Here is a 21,874-nt window from a genome sequence, read left to right on the forward strand (position 1 = left end):
GGATTACTACATGATAGGAGAAAGACATGTCACTCCCGAAAGAACGAATTGATGTTCTGCTGGTTGAGCAAGGATATTACGAAAGTCGTGAGAAGGCAAAAGCTGCAATCATGGCTGGACTGGTATATGCAAACAATGAGCGGATTGAAAAAGCGGGCATGAAGATTCCACGGGAAGCCGAACTTAAAGTAAAGGGTTCAGTACATCCCTATGTCGGTAGAGGCGGATTAAAGCTTGAAAAAGCGATCCGTCACTTCGATCTCGATATGAATGGACTTGTGATGCTCGATATCGGTTCATCCACAGGTGGATTTACCGATTGTGCCTTACAACATGGTGCCTCTCATGTATATGCCATTGATGTAGGTTATAACCAGCTGGATTGGTCACTCCGTAACGATGAACGGGTTACTGTAATGGAAAGAACCAATTTCCGTTATGTGACTCCCGAAGATCTACATGGACCTGTGCCGAATTTTGCCAGTATCGATGTATCCTTTATTTCGCTTAGAATTATTTTGCCGCCGCTGCTGGCACTTCTAAAGCAACCGGCAGACATTGTGGCGTTAATTAAACCTCAGTTCGAAGCAGGCCGTGAGAAAGTCGGCAAGTCCGGCGTCGTTCGTGATACTAAGGTTCACAAGGACGTTTTGCAGACGATGCTTCGTTTCGCCAATGAGCTTGGATTAAAGCTAAAAGGTTTAACATTCTCGCCGATCACAGGCGGAGAAGGAAATATTGAATTTCTCGCTCACTGGCGTCTGGAAGAACCAGAGGCAACACAACAAGAGAACGTTCAAGTTTCACTTGATGCACTTGCAGATCAAGTTGCAAAGGAAGCTGCCCATACATTTACAGGAAACTCATCATAAGATGAGTTTCTTTTCGCTGGAAAGGTGACATTCTAAAAGGAAATCGGTTGTCGAATCTCGAATATGTCTTCGAGGTGAGCGATGATGGATGGGCAATATGACACAATTGTTATTGGTGTACTTGCTGTCTGCTTGATTTTATGGCTGTTCTTTGGCTTTCGGAATTGGGTTAATCGTCCGATTCCAGTAAGCTTGTCGGGTATGCAACTGAATTTAGAAATTCAGGATTCACCGGCAGTGGATCTGCTTGAAGCGGAAGGATATGAAGTCATCGGAGGTAAAATGAAAATCCCTTTAGCCTTTGAAGCGGATGAATCCGTTTATTACAGCAGGCTTTTCATTGATTATGTAGCAGAGCGGGATGATGAGAGATATCTGGTGAAGACGTCCCGTCGCAGGCAACCTCTTGAACTTACTGGACCCTCCCTGCGAGATCGCTTCCTGTATTATTTATTGTTATATCCCGGTTGTGAAGGGTTGCTGTATGTGGACATGGAGGAATCGAATGTCAAGGTAATCAGGCTCATGGATTATCAGGAAGACGTGTACGATGGAGATGATCTGGACTAAGGGTATTTATGAAACCTGAGAGTTGTTTATATAACGAATGACGAATTGCAGGATGACAAACTTTAAGGAAATAAGAATTAGCCGTTTTATGTAATACATTGAACTATTTTAACTGGAGGCATGTATGAAAGGACAACGACACATTAAGATACGTGAAATCATTAGTCAAAACGAAATTGAAACCCAGGATGATCTGGTTGAAGCATTGCGTAAATCCGGATTTCAGGTGACTCAAGCCACTGTATCACGGGATATTAAGGAGCTTCTATTAATCAAGATCCCCATGGATGATGGACGATATAAATATTCACTGCCTACAGACCAACGATATAATCCGATTCAGAAACTGAAACGTGCCCTCGTGGACAACTTCTTACACATCGATCATACAAACAATCTGGTCGTGATGAAATGTTTGCCTGGCACAGCTAATTCTATTGCTGCCTTGCTCGATAATATTGAGTGGACGGAAGTGATGGGAACCATCTGTGGAGATGATACCATACTCATCATCTGCCGGACGGAAAGTAACAGCGTGACCGTAATCGAGCGGATTATGGGTTATATTTCTTAGAATATAATGGTTCAAAAACATAATTTCTGAGTGAGTCATCCGGAGGTGTTTTTGCAGATGTTAGTTACATTATCGATTCGTAATCTGGCTGTAGTAGAAGAAGTTGATGTTGTTTTCCACCCGGGATTCCATGTCTTGTCTGGTGAAACGGGAGCGGGTAAGTCAATCATTATTGATGCCTTGGGTCTGATTGCTGGTGGACGAAGCTCTGCCGATCTGATCCGCTATGGATGTGAGAAGGCCGAGATGGAGGCTCTGTTTGAAATGGAGCCAAGCCATCCGGTATGGGAAACGCTGGAGAAGCTTGGCATCCATTGTGAGCCGGAGGAGCATCTAGTGATTCGCCGTGAACTGAATACTCAAGGTAAAAGTACATCTCGTATTAATGGCCAATTGGTCAATTTGACGATGCTCCGTGAAGTCGGAGAAAAATTAATTAATATTCACGGACAGCATGAACATCAAAGTTTGTTGCGCGCAGAAAGCCATCTGGGGCTTCTGGATACATACGGGGCAGCAATCATCGGTCCAGTCAAAACGGAATATCAGGAACGCTACAGTAAGTTTATTACTGCGGAAAAAGAACTACGTGCACTTCAGGAGTCAAGTCAACGTGCGTATCAATTGCTGGACATGTACCGGTTTCAACTTGAAGAGATTGCAGCTGCTTCTCTAACACAGGGCGAGGATGAATTACTCGGAGAAGAACGGGTCAAACTATCCCATAGTGAGAAAATGATGGACAGTGTTGCTGGCGCATATGATCTGCTTAGCGGTCAACGTGGGTTAGAAGCTGTAAGTATTGCATTGTCACGGATTGAAGATATATCGGGATATGACAGCAAAGGGCTACAGCCTATAGTTGAACAGCTGCAGTCTGCATTTTATCAGTTGGAAGACGCGACGTTTCAGTTGCGTGATTATCGGGAGAAAATTGAATTTAACCCGGGTAGATTGGAAGAAGTGGAACAGCGACTGAATCTGATTTCTGGCCTCAGACGGAAATACGGCGACAGTGTGGAACTTATTTTGAATTATTATGAACAGATTAGCCATGAAACCGATCAGCTGGAGAACAAGGATGAACGTCTGGAGAAGCTGCGTAATGAACGTGACAAATTGCTCAAATTAGTCATGGAGTCTGCCGAGGAACTTAGCCGTGTTCGTAAACAATGTGCCGAGGAACTTGCAGCGCAGGTGGAGAGTGAGCTGAAGGATCTGCAGATGGAGAGAACGACGTTACGAGTTCAGATTACGCCTTTTGAAGATGCAAAAGGGATTGAGTGGAATGGGCGTCGTATTCGTCTCACGCGTCAAGGTGCAGATAATGCGGAATTCTTGATTTCTCCGAATCCAGGTGAGCCTTTACGTCCGCTCGGCAAGATTGCTTCCGGTGGTGAGTTGTCCCGAATGATGCTCGCGATGAAGAGTATTTTCGCACGCCATGACCGGATTCCAGTTTTAATCTTTGATGAGGTGGATACAGGTGTGAGCGGAAGAGCAGCACAATCCATTGCGGAAAAATTATACCGTCTGTCTTCTACTTGCCAAGTTTTCTCTATTACTCACTTGCCACAGGTCGCTTGTATGGCCGATCATCAGTATCTCATCGAAAAGCATGTGTACGACGGACGCACGATGACACAAGTGGAATCGCTGTCAGACGAAGGCAGAGTGAAGGAATTGGCACGTATGCTGGGCGGTGTGGAAATTACAGAAAAAACGCTGCATCATGCACAGGAAATGCTGAATTTGGCGGAAGCCAAAAAAGGGTGAAACGAGCGGCTGGCGTAATGATTGACAGTAATAAAAGCCTGGGGGCGAGGTTATCTTATAGGTACGCAATTGGCGACCACCTTTCGTCAAGCGAAAGAAGCAAAGGGAGTGTGACAGCCATTGAATTCCCCCCTCAGGAAGAAATTGCTAGGTCTTTTATTTGCCTTCTTTCTATGTGTGATTAGCCAGGCCATTCAGCCTGTGCAAAGTTATGCTTCATTGCCTGATGAACTCCAGGTATTTGCAGGCAGGCAGGCAGACGTTCATCTCGCTGTACCGGCTGCTTCAAGCGCTGTCGTGGATCGTCCTGACATCGTCGGTTTTGATGGAAAGGAAACTGCGGTTCACGTAACGAAGCAACAACCTTTGCATCTTCATCCCCAACAAACGGGACGTGCCAAATTAACGTTGAAGTTGTGGGGCAAAATTCCGGTAAAAACGGTTAACGTAAACGTGATTCCGGATTTGCGTGTAGTACCCGGGGGACAAACCATTGGCGTCAAAGTAAAATCCGCAGGCATTCTCGTTGTAGGGCACCATCTGGTTCGTTCTGGACAAGATGAACGTGTATCCCCTGGAGAATCAGCAGGCATTAAGCTTGGAGATCTGATTACCCATATGGACGGTAAACGCCTTGATGGTGTATCGGGTGTAGCTGAAGCGGTTGAGCTTGCAGGCAAGAGCAAAAAAGGAATTGATGTCGTTTTAAAACGCGGTAAAGAAACGGTTAAAACCCGTTTGACACCTGCTTATGACGCTGAAGACCAAGCCTGGAGGCTTGGTTTGTACATTCGTGACTCCGCCGCAGGTGTAGGAACATTAACCTTCTACGCTCCGGATCAAGGCGTATATGGCGCTCTGGGACATGTCATTACGGATATGAACACGCAGACCTCCATCGTTGTCGGTAGTGGTCAGATTGTTCAGTCCAATGTAACGTCAATCTCTAAGAGTGAATCCGGTGATCCGGGTGAAAAACGAGCTCATTTCCTGAAAGAAAGCAAAATTTTGGGCAATATTGAACGTAATACGGCTTTTGGTATCTTTGGTAAAATGTCCGGAAATCCTGAACATAGTTTGTATTCAAAAGGGATTCCTGTTGCTTTCTCTCATGAAGTAAAAGAAGGTCCGGCAGAAATTCTCACAGTTGTTGAAGGTCAGCAGGTTGAGCGTTTCTCAATTGATATTGTTCACGTAGCAGACCAATCCGAACCGGCGACCAAAGGTCTGGTGCTTCGTATCACAGATCCGAAGCTGCTGGATAAGACCGGGGGCATTGTACAAGGCATGAGTGGCAGCCCCATTGTTCAAAACGGAAAACTGATTGGTGCTGTGACGCATGTGTTCGTCAATGATCCGAAATCAGGTTATGGCTGCTTTATTGAGTGGATGTTACAAGATGCAGGAGTCATGATGAAAAAGGAACATGCAAAAAACCTTAAGGCGGGTTAACCTCCTTAAGGTTTTTTTGTCGAATGCAAACATATAATATCGGATAATGAAATAAATTATTTATTATATAGCAATGAGAAAAAAAAATAAAGAAAAATAATTTTCGACAGAAGGAATTTCCTCTCCTATGTCGAAAATTTAACCTGTAAGGAAATGTACGAAACGATGTTTAAATTAAAGGAGGATACCGTTTTGCAAAAAATTGAGGTATTGCTGGCCGATGATAATCGTGAGTTTACGAATTTGCTTGCCGAATATATATCCGAACAGGAAGATATGGAAGTAACCGGAATTGCTTACAATGGAGAAGAAGTGCTGCAGTTGCTGGAGCAGACTCGCGATGTACCGGATGTACTCATTCTGGATATTATTATGCCTCACCTGGATGGACTGGGTGTACTGGAGCGTCTGCGCAACCTGAATTTGTCTCCACAGCCCAAAGTCATTATGCTTACGGCTTTCGGACAAGAGAATATCACGCAGCGTGCCGTGCAACTCGGAGCTTCTTATTACATCCTGAAACCCTTTGACATGGAAGTACTCGCGAATCGTGTACGTCAACTGGTTGGCACGCAAACTACGATCTCCACAGGTGGTAGTGGCGGTTCATCGATGTTTATGAACAAGTCCAACGTGGTGCCGATGGGTAAACACAAAAATTTGGATGCAAGCATTACGTCCATCATACATGAAATCGGCGTTCCTGCGCATATTAAAGGATATCAGTATCTACGCGAAGCCATCACTATGGTGTATAACAATATCGAAATTTTGGGTGCTATCACGAAAACCCTGTACCCAGCGATTGCCGAAAAGTTCAAAACAACGCCGTCTCGCGTCGAACGTGCCATCCGTCATGCCATTGAAGTTGCTTGGACACGTGGGAACATCGACAGCATCAGCCATCTGTTTGGCTATACAATCAATATCAGCAAGTCGAAACCGACGAATTCGGAATTTATCGCTATGGTTGCTGACAAGCTGAGAATTGAGCATAAGGTGTCCTGAAAGGATCAGGAGTAGAAGTGAAGGCTTCCTGACGCAATAGAATAATTTTTCGAAACCTATAGTTCTTCTAGCTGTTATGGGAATCAATGCAACTATGGGTCAGAATTGAGCAAATAAAAAAACACGCATGTCTTCTCAGAGGCATGCGTGTTTTGTCTTATCAATATTTGTAAATTGATTTATTGGGTATCATTAAACTTGGAGCTGAGTGGCTGCCGTACGACAAAGCCCTGTGATAATCAATTGGATCATAGGAGTCACGATTTCTTTGTATACTCTTTACCCTGTGATCCCAGTATTTGTATATCCGAATGGAAACTAATCTAACCTTATTACGTCTTCTTTACACCTTTATTTCTGTTTCAACCCAAGAATCATTTTGTTTACTTTCTTTGTTTGTTCTTGTAAAACTGATTCCGATCTTACCCACGAAATAATTACCGATTTTTAACTTGTGAAGTAGGTACGTGAAAATGATGGATAAACTAATACTTACTATAAAAGTTAAGGGGAGGTTGATAAAAGGATGTAGTTCATAAAACAATTTGCTGATGGTTTGCACAAACATCAAGTGTAACAGGTAGATACCAAATGAGTATCTGCTTATTTGATCAATGACCCATGGAATTCGTTTAGTTTTTGAAGCAAAATAAAAAATAACAAAGATCATACTTAACGCATAAAACAAGATGTCTATTCTTTTTGAATTGGTTTCGGGAAGTATCATTGTAAATTTTAAAAATGCTATAGCAAGGAAAGTTAATATAGGGATTAATATAATCCATTTTATATTTAGATTAAGAAATTCTTTAAAAGCAGAATAATTTTTGCCGCATTGATATGCTACTGAAAAATAGAATAACCAACCTGGGAAAGCTACCCAATATAGACGCGTCCATATGTACTCAGCTCCAGGAATAATTTGAAGAGGCGGGACAAAGTTGAAAAAACCAAGATAGAGTAAATTAATCGCTAGACATAGAGGGATGAAAAGCTTGGGTGATAGGGATTGGAAGTGTTTAGTGAAGATTATGTGCAAGATATAAAATTGAAATATAACAATAATGAAGTACGCAATATAATCTGCTACAACAATGTTTCTAAGAATTTTAACTACTAAAGCATATGGTGTTAGCTTATCTGATCTAATCAAACTATAGAAAGCATAGACTACAGCCATCGTAAAGTAGGGAATCAAGATGTAGCGGACACGCTTCCACAAGAATTTATCAGGTATATAAGTAGAGTAAGATTTTGCTAAGAGAAATTCTGAGATAAAAACAAAAGCTGGTGTACCAAACAAAAGTCCAAGTTTTATGACTTCTAATAAGGTGACTGTCTGACTAGCAAGAGATCCTTCATAATTTGTGAAAGTCAAATTGATGCAATGGATGGCAACAATAGCAAGGCAAGCAATGCACCTAAGCCATATAACTTCTGGGACCAGTTCTTTTTTCAAACGATCAAATCCTTCCATTCTTTTTTGATACAAATTGTATCATTAAGGGGTGACAAATAAAAGTTATTTTAATTCAGATATATATTTGGAATGATGAAATTTTTTACAAACTTTTACTTGCAGTTAACGCTTTCTCAGCAAGAAAGTGGTACGATGTGACCACTGACAAGATACACATTATAGGTATAAAGGATGAATTATATGAGGAGAACGGCTTTTTTCAGTAAATACATAAATGAACTATACAATTCTTTGAAATATGTAAATAAATCATTTCAACAATCCATGCTTAGTTACAGGCAATTTACCGGACTGCAAAAAATTATGCGTAATAGAATGCTTACTACATATTTTCAGCCAATCTTGAATTTGCAGAATGGGAGCTGCCTTGGATACGAGATATTAAACCGTCCTCCCATCTCTAATCTTTTTCCAAATGCAGAATCTTTTTATCAATTCATTGGTCATACGGATCAGGTGTTCACGTTTGAACGCTTCTGTCGTGAGATTTCGATTGAAAGATTCAGAGCCTCTTTAACTACAGAGCGTTATCCCGACAATACCGTCGTTTTTTTGAATATACATCCTCAGGTTTTAGCCGATACCACATACCGCAGTGGAGAAACAATCAGTCTATTGAACAGTTATGGTCTTTCCCCTGAGCAAGTGGTCTTCGAGTTAACCGAAAAACAGGCAGTCCAGGACTATGTAGAATTCGAACGCATTCTTTCGAATTATCGATCACAGGGCTTTCGGATTGCCATTGATGATGCGGGTTCCGGATATAGCAGTCTGAAGGCGATTGTAAGTCTAAAACCAGATTTTATTAAATTGGACAGAGCACTGATTAGTCGAGTGGACACACATTCGGATCAGCAGCACATTGTAAGAATTCTTAAACAATTTGCTGTCGACTCGGGGACCAGTATCATCGCTGAAGGCATCGAGCGTTACGAGGAAGTTCAATTTTTGCGACATGAAGGTATCGAATACGGTCAGGGTTACGCACTTGGAAGGCCTGACACAGTATTAAGGCCATCTCCATTATCTTTTCCATAGGGGATAATTAAAGATTTAAAAGTAGATGGTATGGCTATGTACAAAGGAGGCGAATGTTATATTTACGCAAATAGGTGAGATAGCCGATACGATTCCTATAGTAGCGCCCGAAACAAAATGTGATATCGTCTACCATCTTTTTAAATCCAATCCCAATCTGGAAGGTGTAGCTGTTATGGGAGAACAAGGTGTGTCATTAATGATGCGTGCTCGTTTCTTCCAGCAGATTGGTACACAGTACGGCTATAATTTGTATATGGGACGCCATGTGGAACTGGTTATGAACGCCCGGGCACTGGTCGTCGATTACGGTGAACAGATTACGGATGTAAGTGTTCTGGCTATGAATCGATCTGAAGAAGAGTTATACGATCTAGTGCTTATAACAGCTGAAGGCGTTTTGTATGGAGCAGTTAGTATCCGACGTCTGCTGCTCGCTGTGGCTGATGTTCGTGCCGAAATGGCTATTTTCATGAATCCCTTGACAGGTCTTCCAGGTAACCGAATTATAGATGAACGATTATATCAGTTACTTCAGCTTGATTATTTTAGTGTTCTATACATAGATTTGGATCACTTTAAATCCTACAATGATAGCTATGGGTTCAAAATGGGGGATCAGCTCATTCAAGCTACTGCTAACCTGCTCCGGAAACTTTTTGTTTTTCCAGAGGCTTTTCTTGGCCATATCGGTGGAGACGATTTTATTGTGATATTAAATCATCATGGATTTAGACACGTTTGTGAAGAAGTGATCACAGGTTTTGAGCAGATCAAAGGTACATTTTACAATCAGGAGGACTTGGATAATCAATATGTTTTGGGCGAAGGGCGTTCTGGACTGAACCGACCTATACCGCTTGTTTCGGTGTCGATCGCTGTGGTCACGAACCACAGACAACAGTATGAAAACATTGATCAAATTGTGAGTGAGGCGACGCGGGTTAAAAAAGTATGTAAATCGGTGAATGGCAGCATTATTTGTGCAAATGAGGAGGTCGTATAACCAGTAATGTCAGGAAACACATTAGATACGGAAAAAACCGTTATTTACAGGTAGAAGAGACCTGTAAATAACGGTTTTGTTATTGGAGAATAGTTATTTATTATGTAAGCTATTAAACCCGAATGTCCAGCAATGTATAGGATGGGGCAGGGGATGCATTTGATTGCGTCTCTTGAATTTTTCCTGGTTCTTTATCATTCTGCGTACCGTTGGAAATCTTCGATTTGTTTTCAGCCTTATTTTCTTTATTTACTTCCTTATCTTCATTTGCAGGAGATTGTGGAGTAGAATGGATAGCTTCTGATGGTACCGGTTGGTTGATTTCTTTTAATTTTTCCCCGATGGACTGATCAACCTTTCGGATTTGAGAATCAATCTCTTGAACCATCTCACGCTTCATTTGAAAAACAGTTTGTTCAGCGTTCTCCAGCATCATCGACTTGCCCATATCGTTTCCAGCGTCATTATCGAGAACGATCCGGTCGAAGCGGGTTTCCCCTTCTAGTGTTTGAATGGACCCGTGCATGCGATCACGCAAACCTACCAGTTTGCCTAACTGATCATAAGTCTGGCTATGTTTGATTAGATGACCCATTGCCGGAGCCTGATTTTCGCCAGAGAGCTCAGACGGTTGCGGCTCCTGTTTTTTAGGTTGCTCAGACTGCTTCAATTTATTTTTTTCTTGAATCTCCTCGCTTTTGATTTGAGCGATTTGATTATCGACCTGTTGGATGAAACTCGTTATAGATTTAACTCGTTCCGCCTTAATTTTGGAGTCCAACTGATCATTAGATTTGACGGATTGCAATTCTTCATTAAGCCTAATTTTTTGTTTCATAAGTCCCTGAATTTCCTTATCTCTACTGGAGACTTGGCTCCCTGAGGTGAAGCTGCTTTTGGAGGCAGGTGAAATTGAATTCATGGTCTCTTCCCCTTCTTCGTTATATCGTGGATCTACTTACATATATCGGATGTTACAAGAAGCAAATGAAGATACGCTTGCTAATAAGTTCACTTTCACTTCTTTGTTGCTTACTTGCTAATAATAATTGATAATGGTTATCAATAAGTGAAGGACTGTTTAGTCAATCTATTTAGACGGAGTTGGGTTAATGAAATGTGGAATAATTATTACATACTCTGGAACTATGCTGCTGTGAGTATTGCGGATATACGTTATATGGAGTTAGGGCCAACTGAGGAGCTAACATATAAATTTCCTGCGAGCACGTTTGTATTCACCATCCAGGGTAAAGCCTATGTAACCATAAACGACCAGAAGCATGAAGTGAGTCGTTTTTATGTTCTTCATGGTGGAAAGGGAAGCGTACTGCATATTGAAGCTGGACAATCCGGACTAAATCTGTTTTACCTTATGTACAAAGTAAGTCTGCCAAGTGGAGGAAGAACCGATTTGGGCAACATGATGGAGCGCATGAATCCATTTCAGCTAACCTATGGTTTTGCCCCCAAGTCACCAGTTGTGCTGTATGAGCAAGTAAAACAGATACACACTTTATGGAATCAAAAGAACCCCATACATCATTTTCAGGCAAAGAGCCTGTTTTACCCTTTTGTAGAGAAGGTATCAGCACAAATTCCTCATGCTGCAACTCGCTATTCCGTTACGGATCAGGTCAGTAAAGTCATTGAAATTGTGGAATCCTCTTATGCGGAGCCATTGACGTTGCATGTTTTGGCTGAGAAGGTTGGCAGCAGTCCCAGAAGTCTGTCCCGCAAGTTCAAGCAGGCCACGGGTTATAGCCCAATCGACTATTTGATTCAGTTCCGTTTGTTCAAGGCCAAGGAGATGCTGCTGCACACCGACGCTACATTAGATGAGATTGCAGCAGGTATCGGTTATCCGGACGGATATTATCTGGGACGTATGTTCAAAAAACATACAGGCCTTTCACCACTTCAGTTCAAGGAGAAAACATCTGGACCTCTAAAGTGGCCTGATCTGACATCGACCTTGGCTCGAAATGACATTTCCAGTGGAAGAGCTGGAAGGTATGTTTATAACGATGATGATAATCATTATCAATATAAACACGGAGGGTCATTGTACATGAACAGACAGACAAGAACGGGAATGCTGCTTAGTATTTTATTAAGTCTCACTTTACTGTTGAGTGCCTGCTCGACAGGGGCAACTAGTAATTCTGGGGGAGAAAATGCCGGAAGCAAAGGGGCTTCGAATGCCACCAGCACAGTAACGGCAGATAGCCAATCGAACAATTCCGAGCCTCGGGTCATCTCGACGGTTAAAGGAGATATCACGGTCCCGGCTGAACCTAAGCGAATTGTAGTTGATTTATATTTGGGAAGTCTGATTGCTTTGGGAATCAAGCCAGTCGGTACACCGGAAATGAACTTGAAAAACCCCTATTTTACCAAATCTCTTGAGGGTGTAGAAAATATTGGTGAATACGAAACCATTTCTCTTGAAAAGGTGTTGGAACTTCAACCAGATCTGATTGTCACAGGTGATCCTGATTTGTTTGATTCTTTTAGTAAAATTGCGCCTACGCTTGTTGTTCCTTATGGTGAGTTGAAAAATACCCATGAAGAGATCGCTTATTTCGGTAAAGCATTGAACAAAGAAAAAGAGGCTGAGTCATGGTTGGCCGATTACGACGGACGAATTGCGGACGCCAAGAAGCGTGTCAGTGAAGCAATCGAAGCAGATGCAGAAGTATCAGTTATGCAATTTTACGATAAAGCACCATTAGCCTTTGGTGATAATTTTGGGCGTGGAGGTCAGGCTGTGTACAGTGCTCTCGGATTGAATCCTCCAGCAGACAAAAAGGAGATATTAATGAAAGATCAGCTTGTTGAAGTTTCGTCCGAATCCATACCCGAATTTGCCGGTGATTACATTATTCTTACGGCAGAGAACCTGACTGTAGAGGAATTGAAAACTAAGCCAGTATGGAGTTCACTTGATGCCGTAAAGAATGATCGTGTGTTTATCTGGAGTCCGGATCGTTCATGGTACTTTGACCCTATTGCAACGTTGGATCAGACCGAGGAATTGGCAGCTTGGTTCACGAAGACAGCGAATCAAAAGTAAATCTTTCGGATCATTGGTTGGTGAAATTGAATCCTGGTCAAAATACAGTTGATAATGAAAATTATTATCATCTATAATGAGGGATAATAGTGAACCACTATAACGCTTCGGTTAAGGATGGTTTGCAGAATAATGATCTTGTACAAGGTCTTTATTCCTGGTGAGACTGGGATTGGAGAGTAATCGATGCAATTAAACGAACAGATGCATAGCTGGAATCACGCGGCTGTTAAAATTCTGGATATACGCCGGATCGTCATGGAGGCAGGGGAGATACAGGAATCCTATTTGCTTCCGGCAAACGCTTTTATATACAGCATTCGAGGTGCAGCTCAACTTAAATTGGATGGGAAAACACACGAAGCACAACGATTCTGTATTCTGCATAGTGGTAAAGGGTCATCACTGGATATTCGGGTGAGCGAAAAGTTTGAATATTATTTGCTGTTCTACAGGGCATTCCTTGCGTTCCCAACTCATTGTAAAACATGGAGGTTATCACAACCTCCTCAGGTTCAGGTTGCTCCGTTCTCTTTGCAATATGGGTTTACGCCGAGCAATCCTCTTGCTATATTACGCTATTTTGGTGAACTGGAGAAAGCATGGAATCAGGCGAGCAGATTGGACTTGCTGCAAGTGAAAAGTTTGTTCTACCAATTCATTCATGAACTGTTGTTTCAATTGGCAGAGCAAGAGGTCAGGACAGTGCTTCCAGACCCTATTGAGCAAACACTTCGCTACATTCAGCAACATTATAGGGAACAGGTGACTTTGGATTTTTTGGCTGAACAATTCAACTACAGCTCCCGTCATTTATCTATGCAGTTTAAACGAAAGACAGGACACAGCCCGATTGATTATCTCATTCAAACGAGACTGACCAAGGCCAAGAATCTGCTTGTGCGATCCGATGCAACCCTGCGCGAAATCGCGGCAGAAGTGGGATACACGGATGTGTATTATTTCAGCCGCATTTTCAAAAAACATGTGGGCCTATCTCCCACACTCTATCAGCGGAAAATAAGAGACCAGACCCTGGCAGAGGATCATCCATTACAATTCTCCGAATCGTCCATTGGCTGGAGATGGACGCGAGGATATATTGATTATGAGAATCATTATCAATATATAGACGGAGGGTCTACATCAATGAAAAGAAGAAAAGCAAGCTCCAGCATGATTTTGGTTGCACTTTTAAGCATCACAATGATTTTATCGGCATGCTCCGCTGGCACTGCATCAACAACAGCTACGGGGGAAGGAACGAATACGAACTCATCTACGAGCACAGCCACATCTTCTTCATCAGAATCAGGTAATCATACGAACAATGAAAATGGAACACGCACGATCTCCACGGTTAAAGGTGATGTTGTTGTTCCGGCAAATCCTAAACGGGTGGTTGTACTTTATCTTCAAGGAGATGTTGTAGCGCTAGGAATTAAGCCTATTGCGACGTCTGACGTTTTTGATGGGGCTGCATATAAGAATGAGCTTGAAGGTGTAAATTCACTAGGCACCTGGTTTGAACCAAACCCTGAGGCTGTCATTGATCTGGACCCGGATTTGATCATTGTTCCCTCAGAAGAGACTTACACGCTATTAAAAGATATTGCACCAACGGTGTATGTCCCATATGAGAAAATGACAACGGAAGAAAGACTTCAGAGTATCGCTAGCATTTTCGGCAAAGAACAGGAAGCAGACGTTTTAATCGACAATCTTAACAGTAAAGTTGAAGAGAGCAAGAAAACACTTGCTGATGCAGGCATACTGGACAAAACGGCCTCCATCGTCGAGGGTGGACTGAAAGAGATGGTCATTGTAGAAAGTAAGCAGTACGGCCGAGGATCTCAGGCTATATACGAGTACTTGGAAATGAAAGCACCTGAAGCGGTCCAGAAAAAAATTGACGTCGTTTCCGACGCGGCAGGTTCGACCTTGTCCATGGAAGTTCTTCCTGAATATATGGGAGACTACGTATTTCGTTCAGTATATGAAGGCGCAGATAACCTTAACGATAACCCAATCTGGAATAGCATACCCGCTATCAAAGAAGGCCGTCTAATCGAAATTGACTTTGATTTCTTCTATTACTCGGATATCTATTCCATCAACAAGCAAATCGATTTCGTTGTCGAGCATCTATTGGCAGCTTCCAAAGTTAAGTAATCAACAAATAAATAACCGATAGTAGTTTTGTATAAGAAATGTTTGAATTTTAGCCATTGTAATTTGATAAGTTTCCCATTAGACTAGGAAAAGAGTGATAATGAGAATCGATATCAAATAGTCGAGTGCTTTGGACCGAACTGATGGAGGTAACTACATGGATCAGCATTTGGAATTATATGATGTAACAATTATCGGCGGGGGACCTGCCGGCATGTATTCTGCATTTTACAGCGGGATGCGTGATATGAAGACCAAGTTGATTGAGGCGCGGGATAGATTGGGTGGTCGCATGCTCTTTTATCCAGAGAAAATGATCTGGGACGTTGGCGGCGTCACTCCAATTCTGTGTGAAAATTTGATTGAACAGCTGGAAGAACAGGCGAGAACATTTGAGCCAACGATTGTGTTTGAACAGCAAATTGAAGGATTCGAGCGTCAGCCTGATGGCACGATACTGCTGACATCGAGTACAGGAGAACAACACTGGACACGTACCGTCATATTGGCGATCGGGTATGGTATATATAAAATGGCGAAGCTGGAGCTTGAAGGCGCTGACCGTTATGAGGTTACCAATCTTCACTATACAGTACAGGAGCTGGAGCCTTTCCGTGGCAAACGGGTAATGATCTCTGGTGGGGGTGACTCCGCTGTGGATTGGGCCAATGAGCTTGAAGCACTGGCAGAACAAGTGACGGTAGTGCATCGTCGTGACCGTTTTGGTGGATTGGAGCGCAATGTACTGCGGATGAGAGAATCCTCAGTAGATATTCGTACACCATACGCCGTTGATACCCTACATAGTCAAAGTGGGGAGATCATCGAACAGGTGACGATATCCCATGTTGAGACAGGTGAGAGTGAAGTCCTTGATGTGGATGCGATTATCGTTAACCACGGCATGAAGAGTGATTTTGGCCCGATCCGGGATTGGGGACTTGATCTTGGTGAATGGCATGTCACTACAACAGAGAAGCTGCAAACAAATATTCCAGGCGTCTTCGCTGCAGGAGACTTTGTAGATTACGGAAGTAAACTGTATCTGATTGCTGGTACATTTACGGATGCTGCCCTCGCGGTAAACAGTGCAAAACTGTATATGGATCCTGAGGCGGATAAAGTTGCCTATGTGTCTTCCCATAACAGCCGTTTCAAGGAGAAAAATAAAGCACTTGGTGTTGTGGAAGAATAGAATCTCTTCATATAATTCAACTCCAATTGTTCAAATCAAACGAAGTAGTTCTGGCTAATGCCGGAATTGCTTTTTTTGTTTCCATTTTCGGTATGAACCTCCTCGAATTGCACAACATAGAACAGGCACCGGAATTGAACATGCATCATCAACTGTCTATAATGAGCCTTAGAAGTGAGGAGAAACATCAAGAAACGTCAAACAGATTAGAGTGGAGTGCACAATATGAAAAAAGAATCTCAACGTATATCCACATTTATTCATCGGTGGTTCAAAGGCCCTGAGAAACGGATCAAATGGTCGGAAGTCTATCTCGCTGTTGCTGGAAAAATGCATCGACTATTGGTGGAGGGCCGGCGCGCACGTTCAGCGGCCAGAAGACTGCATCAGGATTTGCCCATTACCGCTTTAGGCCAGATGAAGCTGGAGCCGGGAGATATTTTATATACGCCAAGTTCAGAATCAACTTATTACGCTGGGCATATGGGGATTATTGGACTCGACGGTAAAGTGTATCACGTACACCCTTATGGTCCTGTGTTTGCCGATTCCTTGGATTGGTACATCACCCGCTTTTATGAGGGAGATCGTTTCATTGTGTTTCGTTCCCGTTTCAATCAGGCTGGTGTGAAGGCAGCGCAGTGGGTACAGGATCATTACAAGCAGGTGAAATTTTACCGATTGCAGACAAATCTGCGCAGCATTGAACGAAACTATTGTTCCAAGTTTATTTATCAGGCGTACCAATTTACAACTGGACTTGATCTGTGGAGTCGAAAGTTTGTGAAGTTGAATCAGGGATATATCTATCCGTTTCGAATTGAGCGCTCACCTGAGCTGGAGGTTCTTGGAACGTTTTATAAATAAGGCAAGTTAACCGACGGAAGTTCCTTTCTCCTACAAGAGGTTTGAGGCAGGTTCTGTCGGTTTTTTTTGTATGTGTAGAGATCAAAAACAGGAAAAAGGCTCAAAACGTCGAATAGATTATGAGATAGGCATGCACAACTTGGAGTCGTATACATAACCAATGCAGGATCAATTTTTGCCCAAGCATAAGCAATTTACCCCTTAGAAGGCAAACAAGGAAGAGAGAGAAAGAGATGAAATGGCTGAACTTTGTACGCAGGTTCAAATCAAACTCAAACGTAGTAAACCTATCCGATTACACTCCCAGGAAGGAAAGGAGGCAATATTGTTCCATCTGTAGTAAAAAAGTGAAGTCCATCGTGCATTATGCGACTTCCCAGGGAAATGTTGCAGGTGTATGCAGTTCTTGTAAATCAGTGGCGGAACATCGAGGAATGTTACCCATTTAATAAGGAAGAGATACGCTCAGGAAATAACATTGCTTTGATTTATGAGCGTTTTTGTAGTACATTAGCAAATGTATTCGAAGGAGGATTCTAATGTACTCAGGTAGACAAGACGATACTTTATACATCATGACCTACACCTTAAACAGCGGTATCAAGGGTACGGTTCCACTGTCAAATAAGCAGATTATTGAGTGGCTGGATTGCTACAGAAATGAGAAGCGCTTCGTGACCGAAATCGGCAAGGAGTTTTTTGGATTGAATGCAGGATTGGTAGCAGATTTTAAAGTTCAGAATCATTTATCGGATTATCAGCAGACAATTATGCCTACACAGCAGCAGGATAACATGGAACGCTTGTCCAGCGCATATAAATCAACCGAGTTATTAATGAAGATTGATTGTAAATGTGGCACGGCATATGTTACGGAATCTCCATATAAGCGCACCAAATGGTATTGCACCAAGTGCAAAGAGATTGTATTTTTGGATGCCAAAAAAGGAATGGTAGAAACGTCGCGTGGCGACGCTTACTACATGACCAACAAATATTTTGTTTCCCGGGACTAGCGGGAGATGACGAATGGAAAGCATCGCTGTGAGGCGGTGCTTTTTTGTGTGCGCAGAAAGAGCGCGTGACCGAGATATGGAGAAGTATATTAAGGGCATGCTGGTTAAAAGGAGTTATAATAAAAAAAGCCCACAGGGGCTTTTTTTGAAATCTCAGGAAACCTGTAGCAGCAGATACCGCCGATCAGAACCTATAGATTGATTATTGAATAACTAAGTCAGCTCAGCATTCAACTTTGTGAGGAGGAATGAAGCAGCAGCGACAGCGCGGCTCATAAGCTTCTGAATCGCCAATCATGACGACTGGTCCAAGCGTTACAGGCTCTCCATTAACGATACGCTGGGTGAAAGCCGCATCCGGGCTTCCGCATACGGCACAGAATGCCGACAGTTTCTCAATGTCATCAGCCATGGCGAGCAAACCGCCTACATATCCGAATTCCTTGCCACGGTAATCCATATTCAGTCCATCCACAATGACATGTTTGCCACAGTAGGCTAGCTCGGAGACCAGTTCCATGATGGCACTGCTGAAAAATTGCACTTCATCAAATGCAACAACATCAGCATCTTTGGTCTGAGTCAGGATCATTTCTACGGATTCCGGGGTCAATTGCCGGGGAATGGAATGGGCAGGCAGACGATAGCCGATACGGCTAACGATCTCGTCTTGGGCAAACCGATCATCTTCGGCAGGTTTGTAAGCAACGACCTTTTTACGGCCAAATTGAATTAATTTCTGACAACGGCGAATGAGTTCACCGGATTTTTCACTAAACATAGGTCCTGTAATTACGGTAATTCGTCCTGTTTGCACAGTTCTGCTACTCCTCTCACATACGGGATTCAACAAAAAAAAGCGACCATTACAGAGTACCACAAAATCTTTAGTAAGAGCCAGAACTAATCTAAGCAGCTTTGTGTTACTATATGGATTGTTAAGCTGTTGGTTACGGCAGAGTAGTGCATAAGCCAGGAGCGATTGAAAAGAGGTGTTAACGATGAGTGAAGCATTATCCGAATTACAAGAGCGATATGAACGTTTGAAAGGGCAGTCAGTCCTTGACGAAGCTACGCAGGCGTTGTTTGCAGACTTGTTCGCTGAAGCGGAGCGGCTGCAAGCCAGTAATCTGACGTTGCGCAGAACGATTCTGAAGTCCTCTTCCAAAGAGTCGCGCATGTCTACCAAGCTGCGGGATGCATTATACGAATAACCCGGAGATTACTCCGGGTTCTCTTCTGTCTGCAATTTGCGGGGAAATAGAATACCTGCTGTAATTCTGGCAATCATGGCGAAGGTGAGGCCGATACCTGCAAACATATAGATGACCGTAAATGCCTTGCCGAATCCGGTCGATGGTACAAAATCCGGATGTCCCACCGTTGTTAGAGTTACTGCGCAGAAGTAGAGGGCATCAATCCAGTGCAGACCTTCAACACGAGTATAGAATAACGTGCCCGAGAGAAGTGTCGCCGCAGTTAATACAAACAGAGCCAGGAACTTCTGGTCCTTGAAGGCATGGAAAATGCCTTTAAGCAATCTTTTTAGCGTAATGATAAACGAGACCATGTTGATCCATCCTGTCTATGGAAGAGTGGGCATTGTGCATATTCAAGATACTAACACTGAATTTATGCAAAATACCTGTTTGAATAAATAAGCATTATACCTGATCAAGTAACGCATATAAAGGCAGATGTAAGGTTGGGATGTTGAAATGTTGCGGAGCCAGAAAAAATGACAAAAAGCCCGGACTCAGGAAGTCGTACCGGGCGTCTCTGCTTTGTCGGCTGATGGTGTGTTTTTTGAACGAAAACGGGGTCCTACATAATTACGCTTGCGGTCACGGAACAGAATCCAGCCTCCCAGAAAACTCATGCCTGCGGCGAACAGGACAAGTCCTCCACCAAAGGAGAGCCATTGAAAACCTGGTGAGATCTGCTCGTTCCCATGCTCGGCATAATACAGGAAAAGGGCGTCCTTCATCATTAGAAAACCCTTCATTGCCATTAACCCGGGAATGACCAGAACAATAATCGCCACAAATCGTGCAAAGATCAGTCTAGTATTCATCACCATTAAACTCCTTCTGCCTGAGGTTGACGTAAAATAAAGGTTGCGCTTACAGGTCATACCTGATTCCATCATAGCTTGGTTTTCAGAAGCTGTCCATGCGTTTCAGGGTCAAATTTTGAGTTGACTGCTCAAGGGGAGTACAATGGAATACAGATAACGTCTATGAGAAAGAGAATCATTTGAATCATCATCTTACAAATATATTGAAATTGTATTGAAATTATATGGATAGAGGAGAACATTAAAGATGCCAATTACATGTGATGTTGCCATTCTTGGAGGAGGAACGGGAGGGTACGTTGCTGCCATCCGTGCCGCACAGTTAGGAAAACAGGTTGTTATTATCGAGAAGGATAAGCTAGGGGGCACCTGTCTGCATCGTGGCTGTATTCCGAGCAAGGCGTTGCTGCGAAGTGCGGAAGTGTACGCTGAGATACAAGAGAGCGAAATGTATGGGATTGAAACTGCTGGAGCAACACTTGTATTTCCGAAGGTTCAGGCGCGCAAGGATGCAATTGTGGAGCAGCTTCATCAAGGTGTGCAGTATTTAATGAAAAAAAATAAAATTCAGGTCGTACACGCCAAAGGGCGCGTAATCGGACCTTCCATTTTCTCCCCTCAGAGCGGTGCTGTGGCTGTCGAGTTTGAAGATGGCGAGATGGATACGGTTGTGCCAACCAACCTCATTATTGCTACCGGGTCTCGCCCACGGGTACTGCCAGGTCTTGAGCCAGACGGCCGATACATCATGAGCAGTGATGAGGCTTTGCGAATGGATGAATTACCAGCATCTCTGATCATTGTTGGTGGTGGCGTAATTGGCCTCGAATGGGCCTCCATGCTGAATGATTTTGGCGTCGAAATTACAGTTGTTGAAGCTGCTGCTCATGTATTGCCAGCAGAGGATGAAGATGTAGCCAAGGAAATGCAGAGATTGCTTGGGAAACGCGGTGTTCGCTTCCTAACAGGCGCTAGCGTTCTGACAGAGACATATAGCATACAGAAAGACGGTATTCAGATTGATGTCAAGCTGGGGGACGAGAAGCAAGAGACCCTGAAAGCGGACAAGATGCTGGTGTCGGTTGGTCGCCAGGCCAATGTCGAAAATATCGGACTCGAAAATACGGATATTAAACTCGAACGCGGATTTATTGCCGTGAATCAACATCTTCAAACGGGTGAGGGACACATTTATGCAATCGGCGATGTCATCGGCGGATTACAGCTAGCACATGCAGCGAGTCATGAAGGCATTTTGGCAGTGAATCATCTGGCGGGTGAAACGGTACATGCCGTCGAATCACATCGAATCCCGCGCTGTGTCTATACTCGTCCGGAAGCAGCGAGTATCGGATTCACGGAGCGCGAGGCAAAAGAGCGTGGTTATGAAGTGAAGACAGGCAAGTTCCCGTTCCAGGCGATTGGAAAATCTTTGGTTCATGGAAGTCGGGATGGATTCGTGAAGGTAATCGCGGATGCTAAGACGAATGATATATTGGGAGTACATATGATCGGTACCCATGTGACGGAACTGATCGCTGAAGCCTCTTTGGCTCAAATGCTGGATGCCACACCTTGGGAAGTGGGACAGACGATCCATCCTCACCCTACTTTATCGGAAATCATGGGTGAAGCCATGTTGGCAGTAGACGGAAAATCGATTGGAATGTAAGCCGGACAGGCTTATGAGAAAGG

General features: G+C 43.2%; 20 protein-coding genes. 15 read left to right on the forward strand and 5 right to left on the reverse strand.

Annotated elements, in window-relative coordinates; translation table 11 throughout:
- Positions 1 to 26: 26 nt before the first annotated feature.
- The 6 genes from ACR1R9_RS06610 to spo0A all read left to right on the forward strand — a co-directional run bounded on the left by ACR1R9_RS06610 (position 27) and on the right by spo0A (position 6,252).
- On the forward strand, positions 27 to 872 hold the full coding sequence (locus ACR1R9_RS06610) for a TlyA family RNA methyltransferase (RefSeq protein WP_433921481.1): 846 nt from the start codon (positions 27 to 29) through the stop codon (positions 870 to 872).
- 81 nt (positions 873 to 953) lie between these two features.
- Positions 954 to 1,442: a hypothetical protein gene (locus tag ACR1R9_RS06615; RefSeq protein ID WP_433921480.1), complete on the forward strand. Its 489-nt coding sequence runs from the start codon at positions 954 to 956 to the stop codon at positions 1,440 to 1,442.
- A gap of 124 nt (positions 1,443 to 1,566) precedes the next feature.
- On the forward strand, positions 1,567 to 2,016 hold the full coding sequence (gene ahrC / locus ACR1R9_RS06620) for a transcriptional regulator AhrC/ArgR (protein ID WP_063565708.1): 450 nt from the start codon (positions 1,567 to 1,569) through the stop codon (positions 2,014 to 2,016).
- 57 nt (positions 2,017 to 2,073) lie between these two features.
- Positions 2,074 to 3,792, forward strand: a complete 1,719-nt coding sequence (recN, locus tag ACR1R9_RS06625) for a DNA repair protein RecN (protein ID WP_076291886.1) — start codon at positions 2,074 to 2,076, stop codon at positions 3,790 to 3,792.
- Between the two features lie 120 nt (positions 3,793 to 3,912).
- Positions 3,913 to 5,244, forward strand: a complete 1,332-nt coding sequence (gene spoIVB / locus ACR1R9_RS06630) for a SpoIVB peptidase (RefSeq protein WP_433921479.1) — start codon at positions 3,913 to 3,915, stop codon at positions 5,242 to 5,244.
- A gap of 192 nt (positions 5,245 to 5,436) precedes the next feature.
- On the forward strand, positions 5,437 to 6,252 hold the full coding sequence (spo0A, locus tag ACR1R9_RS06635) for a sporulation transcription factor Spo0A (RefSeq protein ID WP_310853649.1): 816 nt from the start codon (positions 5,437 to 5,439) through the stop codon (positions 6,250 to 6,252).
- 343 nt (positions 6,253 to 6,595) lie between these two features.
- On the opposite strand, the gene ACR1R9_RS06640 is transcribed toward spo0A, so the two are convergent.
- Positions 6,596 to 7,711 carry an acyltransferase family protein gene (locus ACR1R9_RS06640; RefSeq protein ID WP_433921478.1) on the reverse strand — a complete coding sequence of 372 codons (1,116 nt, stop codon included), beginning with the start codon at positions 7,709 to 7,711 and terminating at the stop codon, positions 6,596 to 6,598.
- A 201-nt stretch (positions 7,712 to 7,912) separates the two neighbouring features.
- On the opposite strand from ACR1R9_RS06640, the gene ACR1R9_RS06645 reads away from it, so the two are divergent.
- On the forward strand, positions 7,913 to 8,770 hold the full coding sequence (locus tag ACR1R9_RS06645; RefSeq protein WP_433956424.1) for an EAL domain-containing protein: 858 nt from the start codon (positions 7,913 to 7,915) through the stop codon (positions 8,768 to 8,770).
- Positions 8,771 to 8,945: 175 nt separating this feature from the next.
- Positions 8,946 to 9,776, forward strand: coding sequence for a GGDEF domain-containing protein (locus ACR1R9_RS06650; protein ID WP_433921476.1), 831 nt, complete (start codon positions 8,946 to 8,948; stop codon positions 9,774 to 9,776).
- A gap of 112 nt (positions 9,777 to 9,888) precedes the next feature.
- Here the strand turns inward: ACR1R9_RS06650 and ACR1R9_RS06655 are convergent, their stop codons facing one another.
- Positions 9,889 to 10,698: a hypothetical protein gene (locus tag ACR1R9_RS06655; protein ID WP_433921475.1), complete on the reverse strand. Its 810-nt coding sequence runs from the start codon at positions 10,696 to 10,698 to the stop codon at positions 9,889 to 9,891.
- Between the two features lie 195 nt (positions 10,699 to 10,893).
- Between ACR1R9_RS06655 and ACR1R9_RS06660 the strand changes: the two genes are divergently transcribed.
- The 5 genes from ACR1R9_RS06660 (at position 10,894) to ACR1R9_RS06680 (ending at position 18,102) form a co-directional block, all read left to right on the forward strand.
- Positions 10,894 to 12,852 (forward strand): ABC transporter substrate-binding protein, encoded by a 1,959-nt coding sequence (locus tag ACR1R9_RS06660; RefSeq protein ID WP_433921474.1) that lies wholly within the window; start codon positions 10,894 to 10,896, stop codon positions 12,850 to 12,852.
- A 186-nt stretch (positions 12,853 to 13,038) separates the two neighbouring features.
- Entirely contained in the window at positions 13,039 to 15,024 is a 1,986-nt protein-coding gene (locus tag ACR1R9_RS06665; protein ID WP_433921473.1) for an AraC family transcriptional regulator, read from the forward strand.
- 157 nt (positions 15,025 to 15,181) lie between these two features.
- Positions 15,182 to 16,219 carry an NAD(P)/FAD-dependent oxidoreductase gene (locus tag ACR1R9_RS06670; RefSeq protein WP_433948799.1) on the forward strand — a complete coding sequence of 346 codons (1,038 nt, stop codon included), beginning with the start codon at positions 15,182 to 15,184 and terminating at the stop codon, positions 16,217 to 16,219.
- 225 nt (positions 16,220 to 16,444) lie between these two features.
- Complete coding sequence (locus tag ACR1R9_RS06675) at positions 16,445 to 17,086, forward strand: hypothetical protein (RefSeq protein WP_433921472.1); 642 nt, start codon at positions 16,445 to 16,447, stop codon at positions 17,084 to 17,086.
- A 539-nt stretch (positions 17,087 to 17,625) separates the two neighbouring features.
- The gene (locus tag ACR1R9_RS06680) at positions 17,626 to 18,102 is read left to right on the forward strand and encodes a hypothetical protein (protein ID WP_024630975.1); all 477 of its coding nucleotides are present in this window, start codon (positions 17,626 to 17,628) and stop codon (positions 18,100 to 18,102) included.
- A gap of 223 nt (positions 18,103 to 18,325) precedes the next feature.
- Here ACR1R9_RS06680 and ACR1R9_RS06685 read toward each other — a convergent pair whose 3' ends face one another.
- The gene (locus ACR1R9_RS06685; RefSeq protein ID WP_024630974.1) at positions 18,326 to 18,919 is read right to left on the reverse strand and encodes a thymidine kinase; all 594 of its coding nucleotides are present in this window, start codon (positions 18,917 to 18,919) and stop codon (positions 18,326 to 18,328) included.
- Between the two features lie 184 nt (positions 18,920 to 19,103).
- Between ACR1R9_RS06685 and ACR1R9_RS06690 the strand changes: the two genes are divergently transcribed.
- The gene (locus ACR1R9_RS06690; RefSeq protein WP_076291895.1) at positions 19,104 to 19,316 is read left to right on the forward strand and encodes a hypothetical protein; all 213 of its coding nucleotides are present in this window, start codon (positions 19,104 to 19,106) and stop codon (positions 19,314 to 19,316) included.
- 8 nt (positions 19,317 to 19,324) lie between these two features.
- On the opposite strand, the gene ACR1R9_RS06695 is transcribed toward ACR1R9_RS06690, so the two are convergent.
- Together ACR1R9_RS06695 and ACR1R9_RS06700 are read right to left on the reverse strand one after the other, a co-directional pair.
- Positions 19,325 to 19,672: a potassium channel family protein gene (locus ACR1R9_RS06695; protein ID WP_024630972.1), complete on the reverse strand. Its 348-nt coding sequence runs from the start codon at positions 19,670 to 19,672 to the stop codon at positions 19,325 to 19,327.
- A gap of 186 nt (positions 19,673 to 19,858) precedes the next feature.
- Complete coding sequence (locus ACR1R9_RS06700; protein WP_076291896.1) at positions 19,859 to 20,182, reverse strand: DUF2627 domain-containing protein; 324 nt, start codon at positions 20,180 to 20,182, stop codon at positions 19,859 to 19,861.
- A gap of 244 nt (positions 20,183 to 20,426) precedes the next feature.
- On the opposite strand from ACR1R9_RS06700, the gene lpdA reads away from it, so the two are divergent.
- Complete coding sequence (lpdA, locus tag ACR1R9_RS06705) at positions 20,427 to 21,851, forward strand: dihydrolipoyl dehydrogenase (RefSeq protein WP_109998534.1); 1,425 nt, start codon at positions 20,427 to 20,429, stop codon at positions 21,849 to 21,851.
- Positions 21,852 to 21,874 lie beyond the last annotated feature (23 nt).

The sequence above is a fragment of the Paenibacillus taichungensis genome, assembly GCF_050994985.1.
Lineage (GTDB): Bacteria > Bacillota > Bacilli > Paenibacillales > Paenibacillaceae > Paenibacillus > Paenibacillus taichungensis.

What these genes read in the sequence shown, in the direction of transcription:
- ACR1R9_RS06610 (WP_433921481.1), top strand. Translation starts at nt 27, where the DNA reads ATGTCACTCCCGAAAGAACGAATTGATGTTCTGCTGGTTGAGCAAGGA.
- ACR1R9_RS06615 (WP_433921480.1), top strand. Translation starts at nt 954, where the DNA reads ATGATGGATGGGCAATATGACACAATTGTTATTGGTGTACTTGCTGTC.
- ahrC (WP_063565708.1), top strand. Translation starts at nt 1,567, where the DNA reads ATGAAAGGACAACGACACATTAAGATACGTGAAATCATTAGTCAAAAC.
- recN (WP_076291886.1), top strand. Translation starts at nt 2,074, where the DNA reads ATGTTAGTTACATTATCGATTCGTAATCTGGCTGTAGTAGAAGAAGTT.
- ACR1R9_RS06645 (WP_433956424.1), top strand. Translation starts at nt 7,913, where the DNA reads ATGAGGAGAACGGCTTTTTTCAGTAAATACATAAATGAACTATACAAT.
- ACR1R9_RS06650 (WP_433921476.1), top strand. Translation starts at nt 8,946, where the DNA reads ATGGGAGAACAAGGTGTGTCATTAATGATGCGTGCTCGTTTCTTCCAG.
- ACR1R9_RS06655 (WP_433921475.1), bottom strand. Translation starts at nt 10,698, where the DNA reads ATGAATTCAATTTCACCTGCCTCCAAAAGCAGCTTCACCTCAGGGAGC.
- ACR1R9_RS06660 (WP_433921474.1), top strand. Translation starts at nt 10,894, where the DNA reads ATGTGGAATAATTATTACATACTCTGGAACTATGCTGCTGTGAGTATT.
- ACR1R9_RS06665 (WP_433921473.1), top strand. Translation starts at nt 13,039, where the DNA reads ATGCAATTAAACGAACAGATGCATAGCTGGAATCACGCGGCTGTTAAA.
- ACR1R9_RS06670 (WP_433948799.1), top strand. Translation starts at nt 15,182, where the DNA reads ATGGATCAGCATTTGGAATTATATGATGTAACAATTATCGGCGGGGGA.
- ACR1R9_RS06675 (WP_433921472.1), top strand. Translation starts at nt 16,445, where the DNA reads ATGAAAAAAGAATCTCAACGTATATCCACATTTATTCATCGGTGGTTC.
- ACR1R9_RS06680 (WP_024630975.1), top strand. Translation starts at nt 17,626, where the DNA reads ATGTACTCAGGTAGACAAGACGATACTTTATACATCATGACCTACACC.
- ACR1R9_RS06690 (WP_076291895.1), top strand. Translation starts at nt 19,104, where the DNA reads ATGAGTGAAGCATTATCCGAATTACAAGAGCGATATGAACGTTTGAAA.
- ACR1R9_RS06695 (WP_024630972.1), bottom strand. Translation starts at nt 19,672, where the DNA reads ATGGTCTCGTTTATCATTACGCTAAAAAGATTGCTTAAAGGCATTTTC.
- ACR1R9_RS06700 (WP_076291896.1), bottom strand. Translation starts at nt 20,182, where the DNA reads ATGGTGATGAATACTAGACTGATCTTTGCACGATTTGTGGCGATTATT.
- lpdA (WP_109998534.1), top strand. Translation starts at nt 20,427, where the DNA reads ATGCCAATTACATGTGATGTTGCCATTCTTGGAGGAGGAACGGGAGGG.